Source organism: Campylobacter sp. RM12647 (genome assembly GCF_020138135.1).
Classification (GTDB): domain Bacteria; phylum Campylobacterota; class Campylobacteria; order Campylobacterales; family Campylobacteraceae; genus Campylobacter_E.
Genome location: NZ_JACGAS010000006.1, coordinates 46,413 through 66,950 on the forward strand (window position 1 = coordinate 46,413; position 20,538 = coordinate 66,950).

General features: G+C 27.5%; 21 protein-coding genes, 5 tRNA genes and 1 pseudogene. 20 read left to right on the forward strand and 7 right to left on the reverse strand.

All coding sequences use genetic code 11. The features are described from left to right. The first annotated feature begins 81 nt into the window (after positions 1-81). The 7 genes from AVBRAN12647_RS03705 (at position 82) to AVBRAN12647_RS03735 (ending at position 7,431) form a co-directional block, all read left to right on the forward strand. Complete coding sequence (locus tag AVBRAN12647_RS03705; RefSeq protein ID WP_214116215.1) at positions 82-591, forward strand: hypothetical protein; 510 nt, start codon at positions 82-84, stop codon at positions 589-591. Next, positions 588-1,508 carry a hypothetical protein gene (locus tag AVBRAN12647_RS03710; protein ID WP_214116217.1) on the forward strand — a complete coding sequence of 307 codons (921 nt, stop codon included), beginning with the start codon at positions 588-590 and terminating at the stop codon, positions 1,506-1,508. The genes AVBRAN12647_RS03705 and AVBRAN12647_RS03710 overlap by 4 nt, the downstream gene beginning before the upstream one ends. Then, complete coding sequence (locus AVBRAN12647_RS03715) at positions 1,505-2,116, forward strand: type III pantothenate kinase (protein ID WP_214116219.1); 612 nt, start codon at positions 1,505-1,507, stop codon at positions 2,114-2,116. Before AVBRAN12647_RS03710 ends, AVBRAN12647_RS03715 begins: the two co-directional genes overlap by 4 nt. Positions 2,117-2,159: 43 nt before the next feature. Beyond that, on the forward strand, positions 2,160-3,506 hold the full coding sequence (locus AVBRAN12647_RS03720; protein ID WP_214150335.1) for an FAD-dependent oxidoreductase: 1,347 nt from the start codon (positions 2,160-2,162) through the stop codon (positions 3,504-3,506). 1 nt (position 3,507) lies between these two features. After that, positions 3,508-4,947, forward strand: a complete 1,440-nt coding sequence (gene pyk, locus AVBRAN12647_RS03725; protein ID WP_214116229.1) for a pyruvate kinase — start codon at positions 3,508-3,510, stop codon at positions 4,945-4,947. 121 nt (positions 4,948-5,068) lie between these two features. Next, the gene (locus tag AVBRAN12647_RS03730) at positions 5,069-6,673 is read left to right on the forward strand and encodes a hypothetical protein (RefSeq protein WP_336614721.1); all 1,605 of its coding nucleotides are present in this window, start codon (positions 5,069-5,071) and stop codon (positions 6,671-6,673) included. Further along, complete coding sequence (locus tag AVBRAN12647_RS03735; protein ID WP_336614722.1) at positions 6,670-7,431, forward strand: FAD:protein FMN transferase; 762 nt, start codon at positions 6,670-6,672, stop codon at positions 7,429-7,431. The genes AVBRAN12647_RS03730 and AVBRAN12647_RS03735 overlap by 4 nt, the downstream gene beginning before the upstream one ends. 501 nt (positions 7,432-7,932) lie before the next feature. On the opposite strand, the gene AVBRAN12647_RS03740 is transcribed toward AVBRAN12647_RS03735, so the two are convergent. Together AVBRAN12647_RS03740 and AVBRAN12647_RS03745 are read right to left on the reverse strand one after the other, a co-directional pair. Next, positions 7,933-8,007: transfer RNA gene (locus tag AVBRAN12647_RS03740), tRNA-Asn, on the reverse strand. 148 nt (positions 8,008-8,155) lie between these two features. Beyond that, a complete protein-coding gene (locus tag AVBRAN12647_RS03745; protein ID WP_214116243.1) occupies positions 8,156-8,704 on the reverse strand; it encodes a biotin transporter BioY in 549 nt (182 codons plus the stop codon). Between the two features lie 65 nt (positions 8,705-8,769). Here AVBRAN12647_RS03745 and AVBRAN12647_RS03750 point away from each other — a divergent pair, with 65 nt between their 5' ends. Further along, positions 8,770-10,959, forward strand: coding sequence for a molybdopterin-dependent oxidoreductase (locus AVBRAN12647_RS03750; RefSeq protein WP_336614723.1), 2,190 nt, complete (start codon positions 8,770-8,772; stop codon positions 10,957-10,959). A 39-nt stretch (positions 10,960-10,998) separates the two neighbouring features. On the opposite strand, the gene AVBRAN12647_RS09710 is transcribed toward AVBRAN12647_RS03750, so the two are convergent. Beyond that, complete coding sequence (locus AVBRAN12647_RS09710) at positions 10,999-12,072, reverse strand: methyl-accepting chemotaxis protein (protein ID WP_442862270.1); 1,074 nt, start codon at positions 12,070-12,072, stop codon at positions 10,999-11,001. A 99-nt stretch (positions 12,073-12,171) separates the two neighbouring features. Beyond that, a pseudogene (locus AVBRAN12647_RS09715) lies at positions 12,172-12,945 on the reverse strand (nitrate- and nitrite sensing domain-containing protein); the annotation flags it as partial. Between the two features lie 75 nt (positions 12,946-13,020). On the opposite strand from AVBRAN12647_RS09715, the gene AVBRAN12647_RS03760 reads away from it, so the two are divergent. From AVBRAN12647_RS03760 to AVBRAN12647_RS03785, 6 genes are read left to right on the forward strand one after another with little or no spacing between them, the layout of a single operon-like run. Then, positions 13,021-13,860 carry a hypothetical protein gene (locus AVBRAN12647_RS03760; RefSeq protein ID WP_239803170.1) on the forward strand — a complete coding sequence of 280 codons (840 nt, stop codon included), beginning with the start codon at positions 13,021-13,023 and terminating at the stop codon, positions 13,858-13,860. Positions 13,861-13,869: 9 nt separating this feature from the next. Continuing rightward, positions 13,870-14,427, forward strand: a complete 558-nt coding sequence (locus AVBRAN12647_RS03765; protein WP_239803169.1) for a TlpA family protein disulfide reductase — start codon at positions 13,870-13,872, stop codon at positions 14,425-14,427. After that, positions 14,424-14,822, forward strand: coding sequence for an META domain-containing protein (locus AVBRAN12647_RS03770; protein ID WP_336606976.1), 399 nt, complete (start codon positions 14,424-14,426; stop codon positions 14,820-14,822). The genes AVBRAN12647_RS03765 and AVBRAN12647_RS03770 overlap by 4 nt, the downstream gene beginning before the upstream one ends. Further along, complete coding sequence (gene truB, locus AVBRAN12647_RS03775; protein WP_336614725.1) at positions 14,822-15,619, forward strand: tRNA pseudouridine(55) synthase TruB; 798 nt, start codon at positions 14,822-14,824, stop codon at positions 15,617-15,619. The genes AVBRAN12647_RS03770 and truB overlap by 1 nt, the downstream gene beginning before the upstream one ends. Further along, the gene (gene csrA, locus AVBRAN12647_RS03780; RefSeq protein WP_214116264.1) at positions 15,613-15,855 is read left to right on the forward strand and encodes a carbon storage regulator CsrA; all 243 of its coding nucleotides are present in this window, start codon (positions 15,613-15,615) and stop codon (positions 15,853-15,855) included. The genes truB and csrA overlap by 7 nt, the downstream gene beginning before the upstream one ends. After that, on the forward strand, positions 15,855-16,682 hold the full coding sequence (locus AVBRAN12647_RS03785) for a GHMP family kinase ATP-binding protein (protein WP_336614726.1): 828 nt from the start codon (positions 15,855-15,857) through the stop codon (positions 16,680-16,682). Before csrA ends, AVBRAN12647_RS03785 begins: the two co-directional genes overlap by 1 nt. 1 nt (position 16,683) lies before the next feature. Here AVBRAN12647_RS03785 and AVBRAN12647_RS03790 read toward each other — a convergent pair whose 3' ends face one another. Continuing rightward, positions 16,684-17,106 (reverse strand): Sua5 YciO YrdC YwlC family protein, encoded by a 423-nt coding sequence (locus AVBRAN12647_RS03790; protein ID WP_214150053.1) that lies wholly within the window; start codon positions 17,104-17,106, stop codon positions 16,684-16,686. Beyond that, the gene (gene fliQ / locus AVBRAN12647_RS03795) at positions 17,103-17,369 is read right to left on the reverse strand and encodes a flagellar biosynthesis protein FliQ (protein ID WP_214116269.1); all 267 of its coding nucleotides are present in this window, start codon (positions 17,367-17,369) and stop codon (positions 17,103-17,105) included. Before fliQ ends, AVBRAN12647_RS03790 begins: the two co-directional genes overlap by 4 nt. Positions 17,370-17,569: 200 nt before the next feature. Between fliQ and AVBRAN12647_RS03800 the strand changes: the two genes are divergently transcribed. The 5 genes from AVBRAN12647_RS03800 (at position 17,570) to AVBRAN12647_RS03820 (ending at position 18,919) form a co-directional block, all read left to right on the forward strand. After that, entirely contained in the window at positions 17,570-18,466 is an 897-nt protein-coding gene (locus AVBRAN12647_RS03800) for a GGDEF domain-containing protein (protein ID WP_214116278.1), read from the forward strand. A 63-nt stretch (positions 18,467-18,529) separates the two neighbouring features. After that, a tRNA-Gly gene (locus AVBRAN12647_RS03805) sits at positions 18,530-18,604 on the forward strand. 16 nt (positions 18,605-18,620) lie between these two features. Next, positions 18,621-18,708, forward strand: a tRNA-Leu gene (locus AVBRAN12647_RS03810). A 3-nt stretch (positions 18,709-18,711) separates the two neighbouring features. Next, positions 18,712-18,785 (forward strand) — tRNA-Cys (locus AVBRAN12647_RS03815). A 46-nt stretch (positions 18,786-18,831) separates the two neighbouring features. Beyond that, positions 18,832-18,919 (forward strand) — tRNA-Ser (locus AVBRAN12647_RS03820). A 126-nt stretch (positions 18,920-19,045) separates the two neighbouring features. Here AVBRAN12647_RS03820 and AVBRAN12647_RS03825 read toward each other — a convergent pair. Next, a complete protein-coding gene (locus tag AVBRAN12647_RS03825) occupies positions 19,046-19,621 on the reverse strand; it encodes a DJ-1 family glyoxalase III (RefSeq protein WP_214119649.1) in 576 nt (191 codons plus the stop codon). Positions 19,622-19,716: 95 nt separating this feature from the next. Here AVBRAN12647_RS03825 and AVBRAN12647_RS03830 point away from each other — a divergent pair, with 95 nt between their 5' ends. Next, positions 19,717-20,532, forward strand: coding sequence for a mechanosensitive ion channel family protein (locus tag AVBRAN12647_RS03830; protein ID WP_336608006.1), 816 nt, complete (start codon positions 19,717-19,719; stop codon positions 20,530-20,532). Positions 20,533-20,538 lie beyond the last annotated feature (6 nt).

Sequence of the window (20,538 nt, forward strand, 5' to 3'; positions counted from 1 at the left end):
ATATAGCACTAAATTTATCAAGATTTACGAAAAATTGTTACAATTTCAGCTTTAATTTTATTAATTTTTAAGGAATTTAATTTGAAAGAAAATTCATATAGCGTAGAAGAATTTGGCATTAAAGTTGAAAGATTTATTAGAAAATACAAATTTCTTTTTATATTTTTGATAATCGTAATTGTTGCTTATTTTGTTATAACATCTATTAATGATTCTATAAAACAAAAAACAAAAGAAGAAGCAAATGCTTTATATAATGAGCTATTAATTACTAAAAATAATGATAAATTAAATCAATTAAAATCTTTAAATCCTAACTTATATTTAGCAGTGCTTTTAGATGAAAAATATTTAGATGAATTATTACAATTTAATCCTAGCAATGAGGATAAATTATTGTTAGAAATTTATAAAGCTAGAGAATTTAAATCAGATTTTTTCTTAACAGATTTAAAAACAATACAAGAAGCTTATGCGTTGTTAAAAGATAATAAAATTAAAGAAGCTGAAGTAAAACTTAATTCAATAAGTGCAAATTCTGTATTTTTAAGAATTGCTAATAATTTAAAACATTATCAAGGTAACCAATGAAAAAATATTCTTTAATAGCTTTATCTTTAGTATTTTTAGCGGCTTGTTCAGGTTCAAAACAATACTATAAGCCAGAAAATACTCAAAAGCTTACAACAATTAAAACGAAAAATGAGAATATCTTGAAGAATTTTAAAGGCTATGAAATCATTAACAAACAAGATAATATCTTATATTTATCTAATGATTTAGGATTTTTAAAAATCTTAAAAGATAAAGAAGTAATTTTTGATAAGAAATTTGATGCAAAAATTGTAAGTATCGCAACAGAAGGCAATAAGGCTGTAATGGTTGATGCTTTGAATAATATAATAATATTTGATTTGTTAGAACAAAAATATTTATTTAGTGAAAACTACGGACAAGCAAATGGAGTGGTGAAAAAATTAGCAAATCCTAGTTTTAATAACAATGTGATAATAATTCCTAGCTTAGATGGCAAATTAATCGTTATCAATAACAATACCAATACTTTTATAAGAAGTATAAATGTAGGAACTCAAGAATTTTTTAATAATGTTGTATTTTTAAAAGCTGATAGTGAAAAATTAATCGCAGCAAGTTCTAGTAAGGTATTTACAATAATTGATAATAAAACATATACTAAACTAATCAATATTAAAAAGGCTTTAGAAAAAGATAATTATATTTATATTTTATCAAACGAAGGCGTAATTTATAAATTTGATTATTTATTAAATGAAATTACAAAAATTAAATTTAAATATGCAAACTATAGTGATGTTTATGTTTATAATAACTTTATTTATGCTTTAGAGCATAATGGATACTTGATAAAATTAGATGATAAATTAAATGAATTAGCTGTTTATAATTTAGATTCTAAAATAGATTCAGGTGCTTATTTTAAGGATAATATTTTATTTTATAATAACAAAAGCTATGAATTGAAATGACTTTAATTGATATTGGAAACACAACAGCTTGTGTTTATAAAGAAGAACATGCAAAAAGGATAGAGTTAAAAGACTTTATCCCAAACTCTTTTAAAGAAAAAGTATTTTATATAAGTGTAAATTCTAATTTTTCTACACTACCTAATAACTATATTAATCTTGAACCTTATTTTAGTCTTAACACTTCTTATGTTGGTCTGGGTGTTGATAGAATTGCTTCTTGTTATTGCATTGATTCTGGCATTATTGTAGATGCTGGTAGTGCAATTACAATTGATAAAATGAGTGGTGGTAAACATTTAGGCGGATTTATTTTGCCAGGTATTCAATCATATCTTAATGCTTATAAGAATATTTCTTGTAGATTAGATTATGAATTAAATACATCTATTGATTTAAATTCGTTACCAAATTCCACAAAAGACGCTATTAGCTACGGGATAATTTCAAGTGTTGTAAATAGTATTAATGATTTTGCTAATGATGAGATAATTTATCTAACTGGTGGAGATGCAAGCTTTTTAAGTCAGTTTTTTAAAAATGCAATAAATGAAAAAAATTTAGTATTCCAAGGAATGCAAAAATTAATTAAAGACTTGAATTTATAAATAAATAAAATTATCATTAAAAAAATTACAAAAAGGATGGAGTATGGCACAACATTTTGATGTTATAGTAGTTGGTGGTGGAATTAGTGGAGCGGCTTTGTTTTATGAGCTTAGCAAATATACAAATGTAAAAAAAGTGGCATTAATAGAAAAATATCACGCATTAAGCACTCTCAATTCTAAAGGCACTAGCAATTCTCAAACAATTCATAGCGGAGATATAGAGACAAATTATACTTATGAAAAAGCTTCAAAAGTAAAACCTAACGCTGATATGATTGTAAATTACGCAAAATTAGTAAAAGCAGAAGAGAAGTTTATGTTTTCTCATCAAAAAATGGCTTTAGCTGTTGGTGAAGAAGAATGTGCTTTTATGCAAAAAAGATATGAAGAATTTAAAGATATTTATCCTTATATTAGAAAGTTTGACAAAGCAGAAATAAAAAGAATAGAGCCAAAAGTAGTAGAAGCTTTAGGTGGTGGTGATAGACCTGAAGAAATATTTGCAATGGGTGCATTAGCAGGGGATTGTTATACAACGGTTGATTTTGGCAAAATGAGCGAGAGTTTAGCTGAAGAAGCAATGAAAGCTAATCAAGAAAATCAAATGTTTTTTAATGAAGAAATTGTAAATATTTATAAAAAAGGCGATGTTTTTTATCTAATTAGTGCTAACAAGACTGAATTTAGTGCGAATTTCGTAGTGGTAAATGCAGGTGCTCATTCATTATTTTTAGCACATAAGATGGGTTATGGTCTTGATTATGCCTGTTTGCCTGTTGCAGGTAGTTTTTATCTAACTAAAAAGCATTTATTAAATGGTAAAGTTTATATGGTTCAAAATCCAAAATTACCTTTTGCAGCATTACACGGCGACCCTGATATTTTATGTGATATGAATACTCGTTTTGGTCCGACTGCTTTAGTATTACCTAAGCTTGAGCGTTATCACGGGCTTAAGAGTTTGCCTGAATTTTTTACAACTTTACGCCTTGATGGAACTACTATTAAAATCTTACTTGATTTAATGAAAGATAGCACTATTAGAAATTATATTTTAAGAAATTTCTTATTTGAAGTGCCATACCTTAATAAAAATCTTTTTGTAAAAGACGCTAGAAAAATCGTCCCAAGTCTTACAACTGATGATATAACTTACGCAAAAGGTTTTGGTGGAGTTCGCCCACAAGTGCTAAACAAAACTGAAAAGAAATTAATGCTAGGCGAAGCTAGTATAGTGCCACAAAATCAAGGAATAATCTTTAATATGACCCCAAGTCCAGGTGCGACTAGTTGTATGGGAAATGCTTTAAGAGATTTAAGAATGGTGGTTGATTATTTAAAACTTGAATTTAACGAAGAATTATTCAATAAAGAACTAAGGGGATAAAATGAAAAAAACAAAAATAATAGCAACTTTAGGGCCTGCAAGCGATAGCGAAGAATGTATAAGAGAAATGATAAAAGCAGGTGTTAATGTATTTCGTTTAAATTTTTCTCACGGCTCTCACGAATATCATAAAGCGAATTTAGATAAGGTAAGAAAAATAGCTGAAGAATTAGGCGAAAATATCGGAGTATTACAAGATATTTCAGGGCCAAAGATTAGGGTATTAGAATTACCTGAGCCATTTTTATTAAAAAAAGGCGATAGATTAGATATTTATAGACATACAATAAAGGCTAATCAAAAAGCACAAAATCACTATGAAGTAAGCACAAATTATAATGAAATTCTAGGTGCAGTAAGAGTTAGCGAAGCTATATATTTATGCGATGGTTCTATTAAAGTAATAGTTGAAGATATAAATCAAGATTATTTAAAATGCCAAGTTCAAAACGATGGAAAATTGGCGTCAAATAAAGGTATAAATTTTCCTAATACAAAAATCAATATAGAAGTAATTACTAAAAAAGATAAAGATGATTTATTGTGGGGTGTTAAAAATGATGTTGATTACATGGCAATATCTTTTGTTCAAAACGCTTATGATATCAAAAATGCTAAGCAAATATTAGCCGAAAACGGAAATAAAACTGCTGTTTTTGCAAAGATTGAAAAATTTGATGCTGTTGAGAATATAGATGAAATTCTTAATGTAAGCGATGGGATAATGGTTGCTCGTGGGGATTTAGGAATAGAAGTTCCTTTTTATAAGGTTCCAAGCATACAAAAATCAATAATCAAAAAAGCTAACGAAATAGGTAAGCCAGTAATTACTGCAACTCAAATGTTATTTTCTTTAGCAAATAACAAAAGTGCAACTAGAGCAGAGATAAGCGATGTTGCAAATGCTGTGTTAGATGGAACTGATGCTGTTATGCTTAGCGAAGAAAGTGCAGTTGGAATTGACCCTGTAAATGCCGTTAGCATTATGGCTGCAACGATTAGCGAAGTAGAGAAAATCTATCCATATTGCAATTTTAATCACGATAAAAGAGATATGACTGATACCATCGCAGCATCAGCTGTGCAACTTGCAAAAGATATTAATGCAGATGCATTGATTTGTCTTACAAGTAGTGGTGCAAGTGTTAAAAAAATGGCAAGATATAGACCTGATACAAAGATAATAACAATGAGCCATTGCGATAAAACATTAAAAAGCCTTAGTATTTGTTGGGGTCTTAGTGAAGCTTATGTGGTTGATAAGGCAGGTAGTTTGCACGAACTTTTACAAAATTGTGTAAGAGTAGGGGTAAAAAAAGGCATTATGGATAAGAGTAAAAATTATGTTATTACAGCAGGTTATCCTGTAGGAGAAACAGGTAGCACGAATTTAATCAGAGTTCTTGGAAAAGAACAAATAGAGTATTATTTAAACTTGTAGAAAAAAAGGAATTTAAAATAGGCTTTTGCTTATTTTAAATTCTAAAAAATGAATGATATTTAAACTTATATTAAATAATAATTATTATAATACTTATCAATAATTATGAAAGGAAGTTTAAATGAAGAGAATATTCTTAAGCTCAACTTTAGCTTGTGTTTTAGCAAGTTCTTTAAATGCTAGTTATGTAATAAAACCAAATGAAATGATTGATATTTATGATGATAGTATTAATAAAACTAGCATTCAAGCAAATCTTATTAAGTCTTTAAATCCAGATGATAGTTTTAAATGGCATTATGCAAGATACTTTGAAGGAAAATCAAAAACTGATTTATATTTTAGAGATATTAGTGTAAGAGATGATAAATTACTAGCAGCAGGGAGCTATCATTCATCAATAGTGTTATTTGATTTAAAAAATGATAATATTGTTTATAATGATTTTTATGCGATAAAGGATGCTGATCATTCTGAATTAGGTAAGAAATATCCAGAAGCTACCGACGATGCAAAAAAACAAGAAAAAGTTAAAGAAGATAGCAAAACAGATAATAATAACGATGATGATGAGTGGAGTGGGGCAAGTGAGCTTTTCGTAGAGCAAGTAGAATTTATAGATGATAAAACTGCTTTTGTAAATACTATGCCAAAATATTTAGGAAGAGATAATAAAAATGCTAGACCATATTTGCACCATTCAGGACTACATAAAATAAAATTAGATAATAGTGGTGATTTAAAGGAATTAGCCTTTTTAAAGGGTGAATATTTTTTGTTTAGAAAATACAAAGATGGTGTAATTGCTTTAGATGATAAAGAAACTTTTAGTATTTTTGATAAGAATTTAAAATTGATAAAAAGCTTTAAGATTAAAGATGTAGTAAAGGCTGATGTTAGGCTTGATAGATTATTTGTGCTTTTAAAAGGCGAAAATAAAGGCATTTATGAATACGATATTAAAAAATCTAAACTAAATAAAATCGCAGATTTTAACACACAATATTTTGGTCGTCCTATAAAAGCTACTACAAGCCCTTTTTTAGTAAGTCCTGATGCAAAAAATATTTATTATACAACACCACATAATTATAATTCTAAGCTATGTAAAGTAAGTGTATTAAATCATACAACAGAATGTTCAAATACAGGTTTTGCTTTATATTCTGGTTCTTATGCTATTAGTCCAGATGGTAAAACTTTGGCTTATACTTTTGGAGATAGATTAGGGCAAACTAGCATTTTTAATATTGAAAATAAGCCGTATTTAGCAGGAAGTATTAAGGGTGGGAATGTAAGTTATGCCGCTACATTTAAAGACAATAATACATTAATTGTTTCTAATAATCGTAGAAATATTGATATTTATGATTTATCAAAAGGCAAAAGCATTAGTATAGATGATAAATTTGAGAATTTAAAAGCAAATATTTTTAGTTTTATTGCACCAAATATGGAAAACATTAAAATTAAGATGAAAAATAGTGGTGGAAAAGAAAAAATAAAATCAGATATTATTTTTCCACAACATATTGATGGGATAAATATTGTTTATCTTTTACCTGATGAGTTTGCAGATTTTGTTGATGAAAAAGGTAAAATTTTTGCTTTACCAAAAAATGATTTAAGTGGGGAATTTAGCGTTATATTAAAGCTATGTGAAAACGGCAAAATAATTCGTGAAGAAGCCTTAACAACTCCATTTAATATAAAAGTTAGTAAGTGAAAGAATTTGTTTTTTCTTGCTTTAGCACAAAATGTGTTGTTAAATTAGAAGCTAGCGAATATGAAGCTTCTAATTTAGCTATTAAATGTTTTGAGCTTTGTAAAAATCTACATTTAAAATATAATTATTTTGATAATTCTTCGTTGGTATCTAAAATTAATAATAAAAACAAAAATCGTATAAAATTAGACCAGCAAACTATGATGATTTTGCAAAAACTCTCAAGTCTTAGTGAAATTACTAATTATGCTTTTGATATTACACTAATCAATAAAAAATTAAAAAATAATGCAAAATATGGTAAAAATTCATATTTTTTATCTAAAAAATTTATAGAATTTGAAGATATAAATACAAAAATTGACTTAGGTGGCGTGATTAAAGAATTTGCAGTTGATGAATGTGCTAAAATTTGTGAAAAATACAAATATGTGATTAATTTTGGAGGGGATTTAAAGACTAATAAAGAAATATTTGTAAATATTAAAAATCCTAAAAATCCACAAGAAGCTATTAAAAAATGGCAAATCTTAAATCAATCGCTAACAACTTCAGCACAATATGAAAGAGCAAATCACATAATAAATACAAAAGATTTTAAATACTCTCAAGTTAGTGTAATAGGAGAAAACACGCTTAGTTGCGGGGTATTTTCCACTGCTTTGTGCTTTGAAGAATTTAGTTTGCCTAAAGAGTATTTAGCAATTTGCATTGATTTTAATAACGAAATAAAATACCAATCTAATTGTGATAGGTAATTTAATATATTTTAAGTGAAGTTAAAATAAAGAGAGTTTTATTATGTTACTTTAGAACAATCTTGATTTAAAATTATTGTTACAAATACTTGTTTTTTAGATATTTAAAGAAAAATAGCAATAATTTTTGTATTACTTTCATAAAATAGATAAAATTACAAATACCGCTTCTTATCTTACTCATTGCAACATAATTTTTATCAAAATCATAATTTAAGAATTTTTAAAAACTTAAATATATTTTTATGAATAGTAGCGTGAGTTGAAAATATTGCTTGTTATATTCTAACTATTTGCTTTATATGTTTGTTTTGTTAAAATATTTAGAAGTTTCACTAAGTTTTATACTTAATATTTAATATAGTTTTGTTGTGATTTTTTATATTGTGCCATTAATTTTAAATTCTATTTTTGCAAATAATTATATTGCGAATTTAATATTTAAAATATTTGTTTTATTTTAGATACGAGCTAAAAATAAAATTAAGGGAAATAAAAAAGTGGCTCCGGATGTAGGATTCGAACCTACGACCAAGCGGTTAACAGCCGCCTACTCTACCGCTGAGCTAATCCGGAATAAGTAGTAATCGTTAAGTAAAAGCGTAATAATAGCCAAGAAAATTTTGTTTGTCAAGAGTTTTTTGAAAAAAATATAAAAAAATGTGAAATTTAATAAAAAATGCTTTTAGTCAAAATGATTTATTGACCTAAAAGCACTTATAAATTATAAGTTTTTAAATAGTTTATAAGCAGGATTTATAAGCAATGCAGCACAAAATGCTTTTGCAATATCAGTTACTATGAAAGGATATAACCCTATACTAAGTATTTTATCCTTAGGAACATAAAAGCTTAAAATAAATAAGCCACAAATATAAAGCACCGCAGTAGCTACTAGAGCATATAAACTTAACGCAAAGACATTGTTTATATCATGGTCTTTAGCTTTTCCCATAATATAACCCATAGCAATCAAACCAAAAATATACCCACCACTAGGGCTTAAAATTGCGTGCAAACCACCACCGCTAGCAAATACAGGAAAGCCACACAAACCTTCTAAAAACCATAAAATCAAACTAAATAAAGCTAGTCTTGAGCCTAAAGCATAAGATATAGTTAAAACCACCATAGTTTGCATAGTAAAGGGTATGATGTCTATGCTTATTTTTAAATTAGCAGCAAATGCTATTAAAATACTTGCTAGTAATACTTTAGCTGTATTGCTTGCGGTATTTTTCTTTAAGCAAAAACTTTTTAAAGCTGCTAACATAATCCCTCCTTTGTAAAATTAAAAAATGATTATATACTAAAAATAATATTTATAAAGGAAGAATTATGAAAAAACATTTAATAGCCACTAGAGTAGGGGCGTTTTATTTAGAAGATGATAAAATTACGCCTTTTATTTACGATGAAGCCCCGACTGATTTGATTAATCATTATACAAGCAGAATAAATCATAGTTCAAGAATTAAAAATCCTTGCGTTAGGCGTGGATTTTTAGATGGTTCTAAGGATAGATTAGATGATGAGTTTATAGAGATTTCTTGGGATAAAGCCTTTGAATTAATTGCAAATAATCTTAAAAAATATTATGAAGAATACGGCTCTAGCAGTATTTACGCTGAAAGTTACGAATGGGGTGGGGTAGGTAAAATCGGCTGGGGTAGAATGCTAATTCATAGACTTATCAATGCTCTTGGTGGCGGGGTCTTTGAGTTAGGAGATTATTCAACCGGCTCTGCAATAGCTAGTATGCCTTATGTTTTTGGCTCATCTTGTGTTTATGAAAGAGCAACTGATTATAAAGAAATAATCAAACACGCTAAAGTAGTGGTGTTTTGGGGAGCTAATCCTATTATTACAAGTAAAATTGCTCACGATATTCCTATGCACGAACACGAAAAATATCTAAAACAAATGGCTGAAAATAAAGATATTGAAGTAATTTTTATAGATATTAGAGCTAATGAGAGTGCAAAAATGATGAATGCAACAACTCTAACTCCTAATTCAAATTCTGATATGGCAATGGCTATTGGAATGTGCAATTATCTTTATACTAACAAGCTTTATGATAAAGAATTTATAGAGAGTAAAACCACAGGATTTGATACATTTAAAGACTATTTTCTAGGTATAAACGACGGGGTAAATAAGGACTTAGAATGGGCTAGTAAGATTTGTGGTATTAGCAAAAATGATTTAGAAAATCTAGCCTTAAAGCTTAAAAATAATCCTAGTAATATTTTATTAGGTAGGTCAATTCAAAGACAATTAAACGGAGAATTTAACTACTTAGCAATAATTTGCTTAGCTGCTATGTGCGGACATATAGGCAAAGATGGTTTAGGGATTGAGTTTAATTTAAGCAGTGGTTGCAAGGGTGAGAGTGCAAAAAATACAGAAAAATTAAGTGATATAAATACACTTTTAGGCGAAATAAAAGGCAAAAATCATTATATCCCAAGCTCAAGGCTTAGCGAGTGCTTATTAAGGCCTAATACAAAAAGCACTTATAAAGATGAAGAAATCATCTATCCTGATATAAAATTAATGATAAATGCTTGTGGCTCATATCTTACCCATCAGCCAAATAGCAATGAGAGTTTAAAGGCTTTAAATAATCTTGAGTGCATTATCACACTTGAGCCTTTTTGGACGGCTCAAGCTAAGATGAGTGATATTGTTTTGCCTATTGCTATTGAAGGGGAGCGTTATGATATAGAGCAAAGCACGAATAAAGAAATAATTTTTGCACTAAAACCTATAAAAGAGCCTTTTTATAACGCAAAAAGTGATTTTGAAATATGCAAAGAAATAGCAAAAAGATTTAATAAATCTTATGAATTTTGCCGTGATTTAGATGAATTAGACTTAGTAAAATTGGCTTATTTAGATATTAAAGAAAGATATTTTAAAAAAGGAATAATTTTAAGTGAGTTTGATGAGTTTTTAGAAAAATCTTATGAAAAAGTGCAGGGCTTAAGCGAGTTAGAGCCTTTTACAAGATTTAAAAACATAAAAAATATTAATTTAAGTATAAAAAACAATATCGCAAAATACGAGCAAAAAGATGAGCTTTTAAGCGAATATCCTTTATTTTTAACTTCTGCACATAGTCCTTATAGACTTCATTCACAACTACATAATAGCGATATAAGAGATAGTGAAAATGATTTAGAGCCTGTTTATTTGCATAAAGATTTAGCTATTAAAAAGGGTATTAAGCAAGGAGATATTGTAAGAGTTTTTAATGATAGGGGCGAGATTTTAGTGGGGGCTAGAATAATTTGTGATATTAATCCTAATAATATTTTGATTTTTCAAGGTGCTTGGTGGCAAATTGATGGTAAAAGGTGCCTAAATGGAAATGTAAATGTGCTAACAAGCTCAAGCCCAAGTTCAGCGGTATCAAATAGCAACACAGCTCACACTTGTAAAGTAGATATAGAAAAATTTAATGGCATTAAAAACTGGGAGAAAGACTGCTTTAAAGCTCCGAAAATTATTAAGAATTTATAATTTAAATTCTTATTTTAATTATCCTAAAAATTAGGATAATTAAAATTCTTTTTTGTTTAAATCATCTAAAATATTGCTAGCTAGACTATCTACGCTATTTGCAGCTTTATTTGTATCATTTGCAATATTGTCATTTTCTTTACTTAGCTCATCAATTTCGTTTATGGTTGTATTGATTAGATTAATTGCTTGAGTTTGCTCATCTATACTCATACCAATATCGTGAATTTGTTGGACTAATAATTTTACATTAGCTTCTACTTGATTTAATGATGAGCTAGTGTTATTAGCTAATTTGCCAACTTCACTTGCAACCACGCTAAATCCACGCCCATGCTCACCTGCACGCGCTGCTTCAATAGCAGCATTTAAAGCTAATAAATTTGTATCTTCTGCAATGCCTCTAATAACATCAATAACGCTTTTTATGCTATCGCTTTGTTGAATGATTTCTTGGCTTTTTTGAGCTACTGCAGTCATTGAGCTTGACATTTGATTGATTGCTACTGCACTTTCTTCAAGGTTGTTTTTAGCCTTTTTGCTACCATTTAATAAAAGCTTCATATTTTCTTTTAAATTATTAGAATTTGATTTTAAAGTATTGCTTATATTTTCTTGAGAATAAAGCATATTTTTAATTTCTTGTTGCAAGGTATTTAGGCTATTTTCTATCTCTCCTATTGGGTTTTTTATATTATTTTTGAAATTCATATTTGAGTATTCTTTTAATAGCTCATCAATTTGGTTAATATCTTTTCCTATTTTTAGTTTTAGAGTTTGCAACATTTCTTTTAGAATTTCTTTTAATTCTTTTATTTTTGGATTGTAAGGTTCGCTGGTTATTTCATTGTTTAAACTACCTTGTTTAATAGAATTTGTAATATTTGTAATTTCATTTATACAGGTTTGGTCTTTTTCATAATTTTGCTTTAGTTCTAATACGGTTGCATTTATTTGCATAGCCATTTTGCCAAATTCATCTTTATTATTTGTGATTATTTTATCTACATCATTGCTTTTATATCTTAAAAAATCAAAAAAACTATTAAGACCAGTATTGATTAAAGTAAGGTTTTTAATGATATTTTTAGATATTACATAAGCTAAAAACATATTTAAAATTTGTGCTAATAAGGCTATTATTATTTGAATAATTATTTCTTGTTGAGCTTCAGACTTATTTATATTTGCTTTATTTAGAATTTGATTTGTTATTTCGTTTTCTAATTTTTTATAATCTTCTATCACATTAGTAGCTACTTGGAAAAATTCATTTGCATTTATATTAAAATTACCATTTATATTATTATTCATAGTAGTTGATATAAATTCTTGAAGTTTTTTATAACTTTCAAGATTTGAAAGATTTTTTAAATATTCATCTATAAAATTAATTTTTAATTCTTTTAATTCTTTTAATTTTCCAGAAATACTTGTATTTAGGTAACTAATGTTTGAAAAAGTATTAATATCCATAGTATTTGCATTAAATACTCCGTTTAAAGTCCCCCTTAATAAGCCATATCTTTCTTTTGTAGTAGCTACTAAATTAAGAGCATCGCTTAAACTAGCATAGCTTTCATCAAGACTTTGAGAAATATCTTTTACTTTTTTGATTTGTTGATTTATTAAATTGGTATAATTTTGTAATACTATAGCTCTATTGGCCTTATTATCAACCATATTTCTTAGATTATCAACTTCATTTTTTAATTCATTATTTAAAACAAATTTATTTCTATGTTCTATTAGTGCTTGCTTATTAGCACCAGCTAAAAATCCTACGCTAAGACCACGCTCTACTTGTAATAAATGAATTATTTCGTTGGTTTGAGATATTATCTTTACGCTATCTTGTGCAGTTATTGAAGAATTATATGTCTTATAACTATTTTTAATTAGCAAAATATTATAAATTAATAATATAATTAAAAATGTGCTTGTAAGCAATAAAAGTTTTTTAGAAATAGATATTTTAGAAATCATAAGTCCCCTTAATTAATAGATTTAGATTTTTATTTTAAAGTTTTTTAAAGAATTATATAGATTTTAGGAGAATGGATGAAATTTTTTTTAATTTTTTGTATGTTTTTTTCAACATTACTAGGTAGCTCATTTAAAGGAAGTGATTTTGATGAGTTAAAAAGTATTGATGTAAGAGATTATTATATTAGCGAATATATTGATGGTATGGGTGCAAACTGGGATGGTAAAAAGTTATATAATAATCATAATCAAACTTATGAAATTAGCAAAGATTTTACAAAGGATTTTCCACCTTTTGAGATAAAAGGTCTTTTATTTTGTGGGACAGATTATTATGATACCTTTAATGATGTTATGTTAAACAAGCTTAAATGTGCTAAGTTTTATGTGGTTGATGTCCCTAATCAAAAGGGAGATTTAAAGGATAGATTAAATTATTTAAGAGATTATTTAAAAGAACACCCTAATAAAAATATTACATTCGTAGTTCAGAATGAATTTAATAGTGAAGATGAATTTGTAGATTTTTTTAATGAAGTTATATTAAAAGAATCAGAAGGTGTGTATTTACACAAAAAGAATACTGATTATGATGTTCCAAGACAAGATAAAATAGTGCAAATTAGAAAGTTTTATAAAGATAATTGCGTTATATCAAAAACTAATTTAAACAATGAAGGCAAGCTAATTAATTATGAATGCCAATGGAAAAAGATTAACGCTTTAAGAGCCCTTACTAAATTTACTGATGAAAAATTAAACAATAACGAGCTTACAACTATTACTATAGGCAGTGGTTTTAATATAAACGAAATTAATAAACCATTAAACATAGGAACCAAGATTGCATTTAAGTATTATAAACTTGATAAAGATGGAAAACCTATGCATAGCGTATTTATTAGAAGTTTTTAAGGAGTGGGTATGAAAAAATTATTGTTTGTCGCTAGTTTTATTGCTGTATTTTTTAGTGCTTGCAACGATGAAGCTAAAACTACAAGTATTAAAACTGGAGATATATTAACTTTAAAAAGTTGGGATAATCAAGAAATAAAAATCAAAAGAGAAGAAAATGGCTTTAGTTTGGTTGATAGCAATAAAATTTTAATTATTGATATATTTGGGACTTTTTGTCAGCCTTGTAGAGCCGAAGCTCCAATGCTTTTTGATATACAATCAAAGCATTTAGATGATTTAGTGTTTGTTGGATTATCTTATGCAGAAGAAGCTGATAATGAAAAATTAAAAGAATTTGCAAAGAACTATAATGCGTATTATTTTTTAACAAATGATAAAAGAGCAGATTTGATAGTAGAAGCAATAACAGATGATATAAAATATAATACTCAGGTTCAATTACCTTTTAAAGTAATGTTAAAAGATGGTAAATATCAAAAATTAGGAAATGAGTATTTTATTTTAGGTAAAGCCGATGAAGGATTATTAAGAGAAAGTATAAATAAAGCAAAGGAAAATAAATGAAAAAATCTTTAATATTATTAAGCGTATTAGCTTTTTTTGGTTGTGCGAATACTAACAATGTTGAGGTAGCAAAAGAAGTGAAAAAATTAGAAAATAAAGAATATAAAATATCAAAAATTATAGTTAAAGACACAAATAAAGAATATAGCAATTCTAGTAATTGGTCTTTAATAATTGAAGATAATAAATTAGGTATGTTTGTAGGTTGCAATAGAATTTTTAGTGCTATAAAACAAGAAAATAATAATATTTATTATGAAAATCCAGCAAGCACAAAAATGATGTGTCCTAATCAAGTAATGGAAGTAGAAAACGCAGTTGCTAGTAGTCTTACAAGTATGCAAATAATAGAAAATGGCTTAGAAAACGATAAAGTAAAAATTATTTTTGAATAATGATTTTTCTAGCAAACAAACCAATTAATATTAGCTCTAATTCTTACGCTTTAAAATTAGGTAAAAAATTAGGGCTAAAACTAGGATATTCAGGCACACTTGACCCATTTGCTAGTGGGGCATTACTCTGTGCTGATAAAAAACACGCAAAATTATTTCGCTTTTTAAATCTTGAGCCAAAAGTCTATGAGGCAACGATTTGGCTTGGTGCAATTAGTCCTAGCTTAGATAATGAAAACATAAGCTTTTGTAGTGTTAAAGAGCCTAGTTTAGAACAAATTATGCAAGCTTTTGCTAAGTATCAAGGAGATATAACTTACACTCCGCCTATATTTTGTGCTAAAAAAATCAATGGCAAAAGAGCGTATGAGTTAGCTAGAAATGGCGAAAAGGTTGAGCTAAATGAGTGTGTAATGAGTGTGAGAGCTGAGTTTTTGCATTATAATTTCCCTTTTATTAGTTTTAGATTAAGTGCTAGTAAAGGCACTTATGTTCGTTCATACGCCAAGCTAATTTGCGATGAATTAGGTGTAAAAGGGACTTTAAGTGCTTTAAGAAGACTTAGTGAAGGCGGCTTTAAAGAATTTAAAAATTATGATGCTTTTGGAAGTGTTGATTTAGAAGAAAATTTTTATTTAGGCGATATAAACGACTTGCTATTGGGTAAAAAATTAAACTTAAGTGATTTTCAAAAACAAGATTATAAAATTTATAAAATAGATTTAGGAGATTGTTTTAGCATTATTAGATTAGATGAAAAAATAGAATATATTTTAAATAAGGTGGAAAAATGTTAGTAGTATCAAGAAATGCAGGTGAAGGAATAGTTATTGATGGTGGGATTAAAATTAAGATTTTTGAAATAAAGGGCGATTCGGTAAAAATCGGTATAGAAGCTCCTAAACAAACTTTAATTTTAAGAGATGAATTAGTAGATTCTATAAAAGATGAAAATATCCAATCAGCTGCATCTTCAAGTGAATTGTTAGATAGTTTAGTAAGCTCACTTTCAATGTATAAAAAAGATAAATAATGAAAGCTTTTGCAAAGATTAATATTTTTTTAAAAATCACAGGCAAAAAGGATAATTATCATCAATTAATTTCAAGATTTTATAGGATTGATAATTTATATGATGAGCTTTATTTTATACCTAAAAGCGAAGCTAGGAATTTAGATAAAACTTTAATTCCTAATTCAAATTCTTTATTAAAAATCAATGGAATTACTTACGAAAATGAGTTTAAACAAGATGTTTTGATGGATAAATTTTATTTGATAAATGATAATTTAGTAAGTAATTTTTATTCTAAAAGCGATATTTTTTCAAAAGTTTTAAGTTTGATTGATGAGAATTTAAAACAAGAATTTCAAAATAATTTTGCTTTAGTTTTACACAAAAATATCCCTACTTTTGCAGGACTTGGCGGTGCTAGTTCTAATGCTGCTTGTTTTATAAAACTATTAAATGATATAAAGCCTTTTGATACTAAAGCAATTGCTAGGCTTAGTGGGGCTGATGTGAGCTTTTTTGAAAGTGGGCTAAAGAGTGCTAATGTTAGTGGATATGGTGAGATAATTGATGATTTTAGCGATGATTTATGCGATTTTTCATTAGAATTTAGCACACCTTGTAGCACAAAAGATGTTTTTAGCGAATTTGCAAAAGAGCCAAAATATTATGAAAATGATGAATTAAGTAAATTAAAGACAAAAGAGCTTTTAAATAATTTTACAAATTATGAATTAAATGATTTGCTAAAACCTTGCAATGCTTTATATTCTATCACTTTAGACTATGCTAATAAGGGCTTATTTTTAAGTGGTAGTGGGGGTAGTTTTTTTAAACTTAAATCATAATTTATCTAATTTGCTTTAGTTTAGAATTGTTTATTTTAAACATTTTTGATGAACTTTTTTGAGCTAAATCCAAATCCACAATTACATTGGCTATATTTTTTGCATAATTTATATCAAATTCATATCCGTGCAAATTTGCACTACTTGAGTATAAATATTTAAAATTCTTTAAAAATAAACTATGTTTATTATCATTTACTAGCCTAAATGATATTTGGTTTTTATATATAAAGGTTGTTTTTTTAGCCTTTCTTACTTGATTTTTAAATTTATTTGGAACTCTTGCAATGTTTTTAAGGCTAGTTAGATATGTGCTTGTGATTATGCAAGGTTTATTGATTTCTCTTTTTTTAGCTAAATTAATTTCTTTATAATCTTTACTTAAAAATCCAGCTGTAGTATCGGTTTGTGCTAGATAAATCATTTAACAAAACTTGGAATTTTATTTAATATCATAGTTGTAAAATCTATCATTTGATTCATCATCCAAGGCATTAAAAATATAATAATTACTACGACTAAAATGATTTTTGGCACAAAACTTAAAGTCATTTCGTTAATTTGGGTCGTTGCTTGAAATATACTTATTAAAAGTCCTGCAATAAGTCCAGCTAAGAGCATCGGAAGTGATAATAAAAGTGCTATTTTAAAAGTTGATACCCCAAGTGCAACTAAAGTGCTTTCCATATTAATCCTTATCATCAAAGTGTTAAACAATTTTAGGCAAAATTACTTAACTATTTATTATTAAAAAACAAGGAATACCCATTAGAAACGATTTTATTAAATTATTAAAAGAAATAGACATAAACCTTTGGCTACTTGTTTCTATATTTATTACACATTGTGTTTATTGTTTTTTGTTTTTAATTAATGGTATTTTTCCTATGGCTATTTTTAATATTTACTCAATAACGAGTTATTTTGTAGCAATTTGCTTTTATTTAAAAGACAAAATAACAGCAGCGTTTTTTGTAGCATTTGCCGAAATATTTTTACACCAAATTATGGGTTCTTATTATTTAGGGTTTGAAAGTGGATTTAGCACTATTATGATGTGTTTATTTTTCTTGCAATTTACATTTTTTAGCAAGTGGCTTTATAGAATATCAGTAAGTTTATTTTTGCTTTTTAGCATATATGGTTTATATTATTTTAGACATTATTTAGTAGGTGAATATAGTAATAGTCAAGATTTGTTTTTCTATATCAATACATTTTCAAGCTCTGTTTTTATGTTAATTTATGGTGGTCTTGCAACGGTTACTTCAAATAAAAAATTATCCGACTTAACTTATTTGGTTTATAGAGATTTTCTAACAGGTCTTTTTAATAGAAAATACTTTGAAGAAAAGATAATTCCTAACTTCAATAAAGATGAATCACTTTTAATAGCAATTTGTGATATAGATAATTTCAAAAGAATTAATGATACTTATGGTCATGATATAGGCGATATAGTTTTAAAAAGTGTAGCATCAGCAATTCAGTATGAAATGTTAGGGCTTAAAGGCGTTGTTTCTAGATGGGGTGGCGAAGAATTTGTAGTGAAATTAAATGTAAAAAACAATCAAGAAGCAGAATACTATATGAATGTAGTAAAAAATTCAGTTTCAAAACAAGAATTGAAAAAATATAACATAAAACCAACTATAACAATTGGTGGTATTTTTATTAAAAATCCTTGTAAAGATAGTTTTGAGCATTATTTTAAAATTGCCGATCAAGAATTATATTTTGGTAAAAAAAGCGGCAAAAATTGTGTAAATATACAAGTTTCATAATTTTTTTATAATTAAGTTTAATTTAAGAAAAAAAATATATAATTCTGTCTTTATTTCATAAGTGCGGGAATAGCTCAGTGGTAGAGCACAACCTTGCCAAGGTTGGGGTCGCGAGTTCGAACCTCGTTTCCCGCTCCATTATTTTACATATTTTGCCCAGATGGCGGAAATGGTAGACGCAAGGGACTTAAAATCCCTCGGTAGTTTTTACCGTGCCGGTTCAAGTCCGGCTCTGGGCACCATAAGGTGATATAGCCAAGCGGTAAGGCATGGGCCTGCAAAGCCTTGATCCTCGGTTCAAATCCGAGTATCACCTCCAATAAGGCTTTTGCAAAAAATCTTTTATCGCTTGTTTGATAATTTTTCGGGAGATGGCTGAGTGGTCGAAAGCGGCGGTCTTGAAAACCGTTGAGGTGCAAGCCTCCAGGGGTTCGAATCCCTTTCTCCCGGCCACTTCATTTTTAACAATCTTTTTCATTTTATATTTTTTTAAAAAAGTATTTTGTTCTAGCTTTTTTAGCTCCTTTGTTAGAAGAAAATATTTTAATTGAGTGTTGAAAAACACTCAATATATTTTAATTAGAATTTAATTCCGAATTGATTTATTAACAAACCATCAAGCATTCCATTAAATTGGTCTAAAAATCCCATTTCTTTTACTATTGTAAGTGCAAAATAAGATGAAGTGATAGGTCCAGCACTTGTGATTATATTTTTACGAACTACTACAGGCTCATTTAATCTTGTTCCTTTAATTCCTTCTTCACAACCTGGATAGCAAGTAAATTCATCACTTAAAACCCCAGCATTTGCTAAAACTATTGGAGAAGCACAAATTGCTGCTATTAATTTGTTTTGAGAATTTAAATCTTGTAAAATTGATTTGATTTTTTCACTATTTTTAAGATTTGTCATACCACCAAAACCACCTGCTAGAGCAATTGCATCAATGTTTTTAGTATCAACTTCGCTTAGTTTTACCTTAGCTTTTAAAACCATACCAGTATCTAGTGTAACTTCTAAATTATCATCTAAACTAGCACAAATTACATTTATATTAGCTCCATAATTTTTCGCTCTTAGAAGAATATCAATAATGCTAATTAATTCAATATCTTCAGCTCCATTTGCCATAGGCACTAAAATATTTTTCATTTTTACTCCTTTTAATTAGATTAGAGAATAATATTAATTAAAATTAAGTAATTAATTGTTAATATTCATTTTCAAATTTTTTAAAAAGGATATTGATGGATACAACAATTCAAGATGTAAAAGCCACAACCACAGAAACTCTGAATAAACTAATTGATTTGCAAAGTGCAGGTTTTGATTTTGAAGGATTTTTCTTAAAATATGGTTTTAAGATTTTAGGTTCAATTCTTATTATTGTTTTAGCATTGTTTTTAATGAAAGTTGTAGGAAAAATTTTAAGAGTTACTTTAATTAAAATTAGCACAGATGAGACTTTAACCAATTTCTTAGTTAAGCTTGTAAAAATTATAATTTTAGTTGTTGGAATTCTAGCAGCACTTAATAATGTTGGTGTTGATACGACTTCATTCGTTGCTTTATTTACAGCTACATCTTTTGCTATATCTTTTGCATTTAAAGAAACTTTATCAAATATAGCTGCGGGTGTTTTGGTTGTAGTGTTTAGACCTTTTAAAATAGGTGATTATGTAAAATTTGGTGCAGGAGAAGGATTTGTATCTGATATATGTTTGTTTTCAGTTACGCTTAGAACATACGATAATACAAATATAATAGTTCCAAACTCAAAAGTTATAAGCGATAATATTTATAATTATTCTCGTGAAAAAACAAGAAGAATTGATTATTCTAAAGTAATTGACCCATCAACCTTATGTGATGTTAGAAAAGAAGTTGAAACAGCATTGGGTCAAAATGAATTAATTTTAAAAAATCCAGCAATTTATGTAGGGGTTAAAAATGTAAATGATGCTAATATAGAAATAGCAATTCAACTATGGGTAAAAAATGAAAATTACGAAAAAGCTTCAATGCAGGTAAATGAAGCACTTGCAAAGATATTTATAAAATAATTTTAG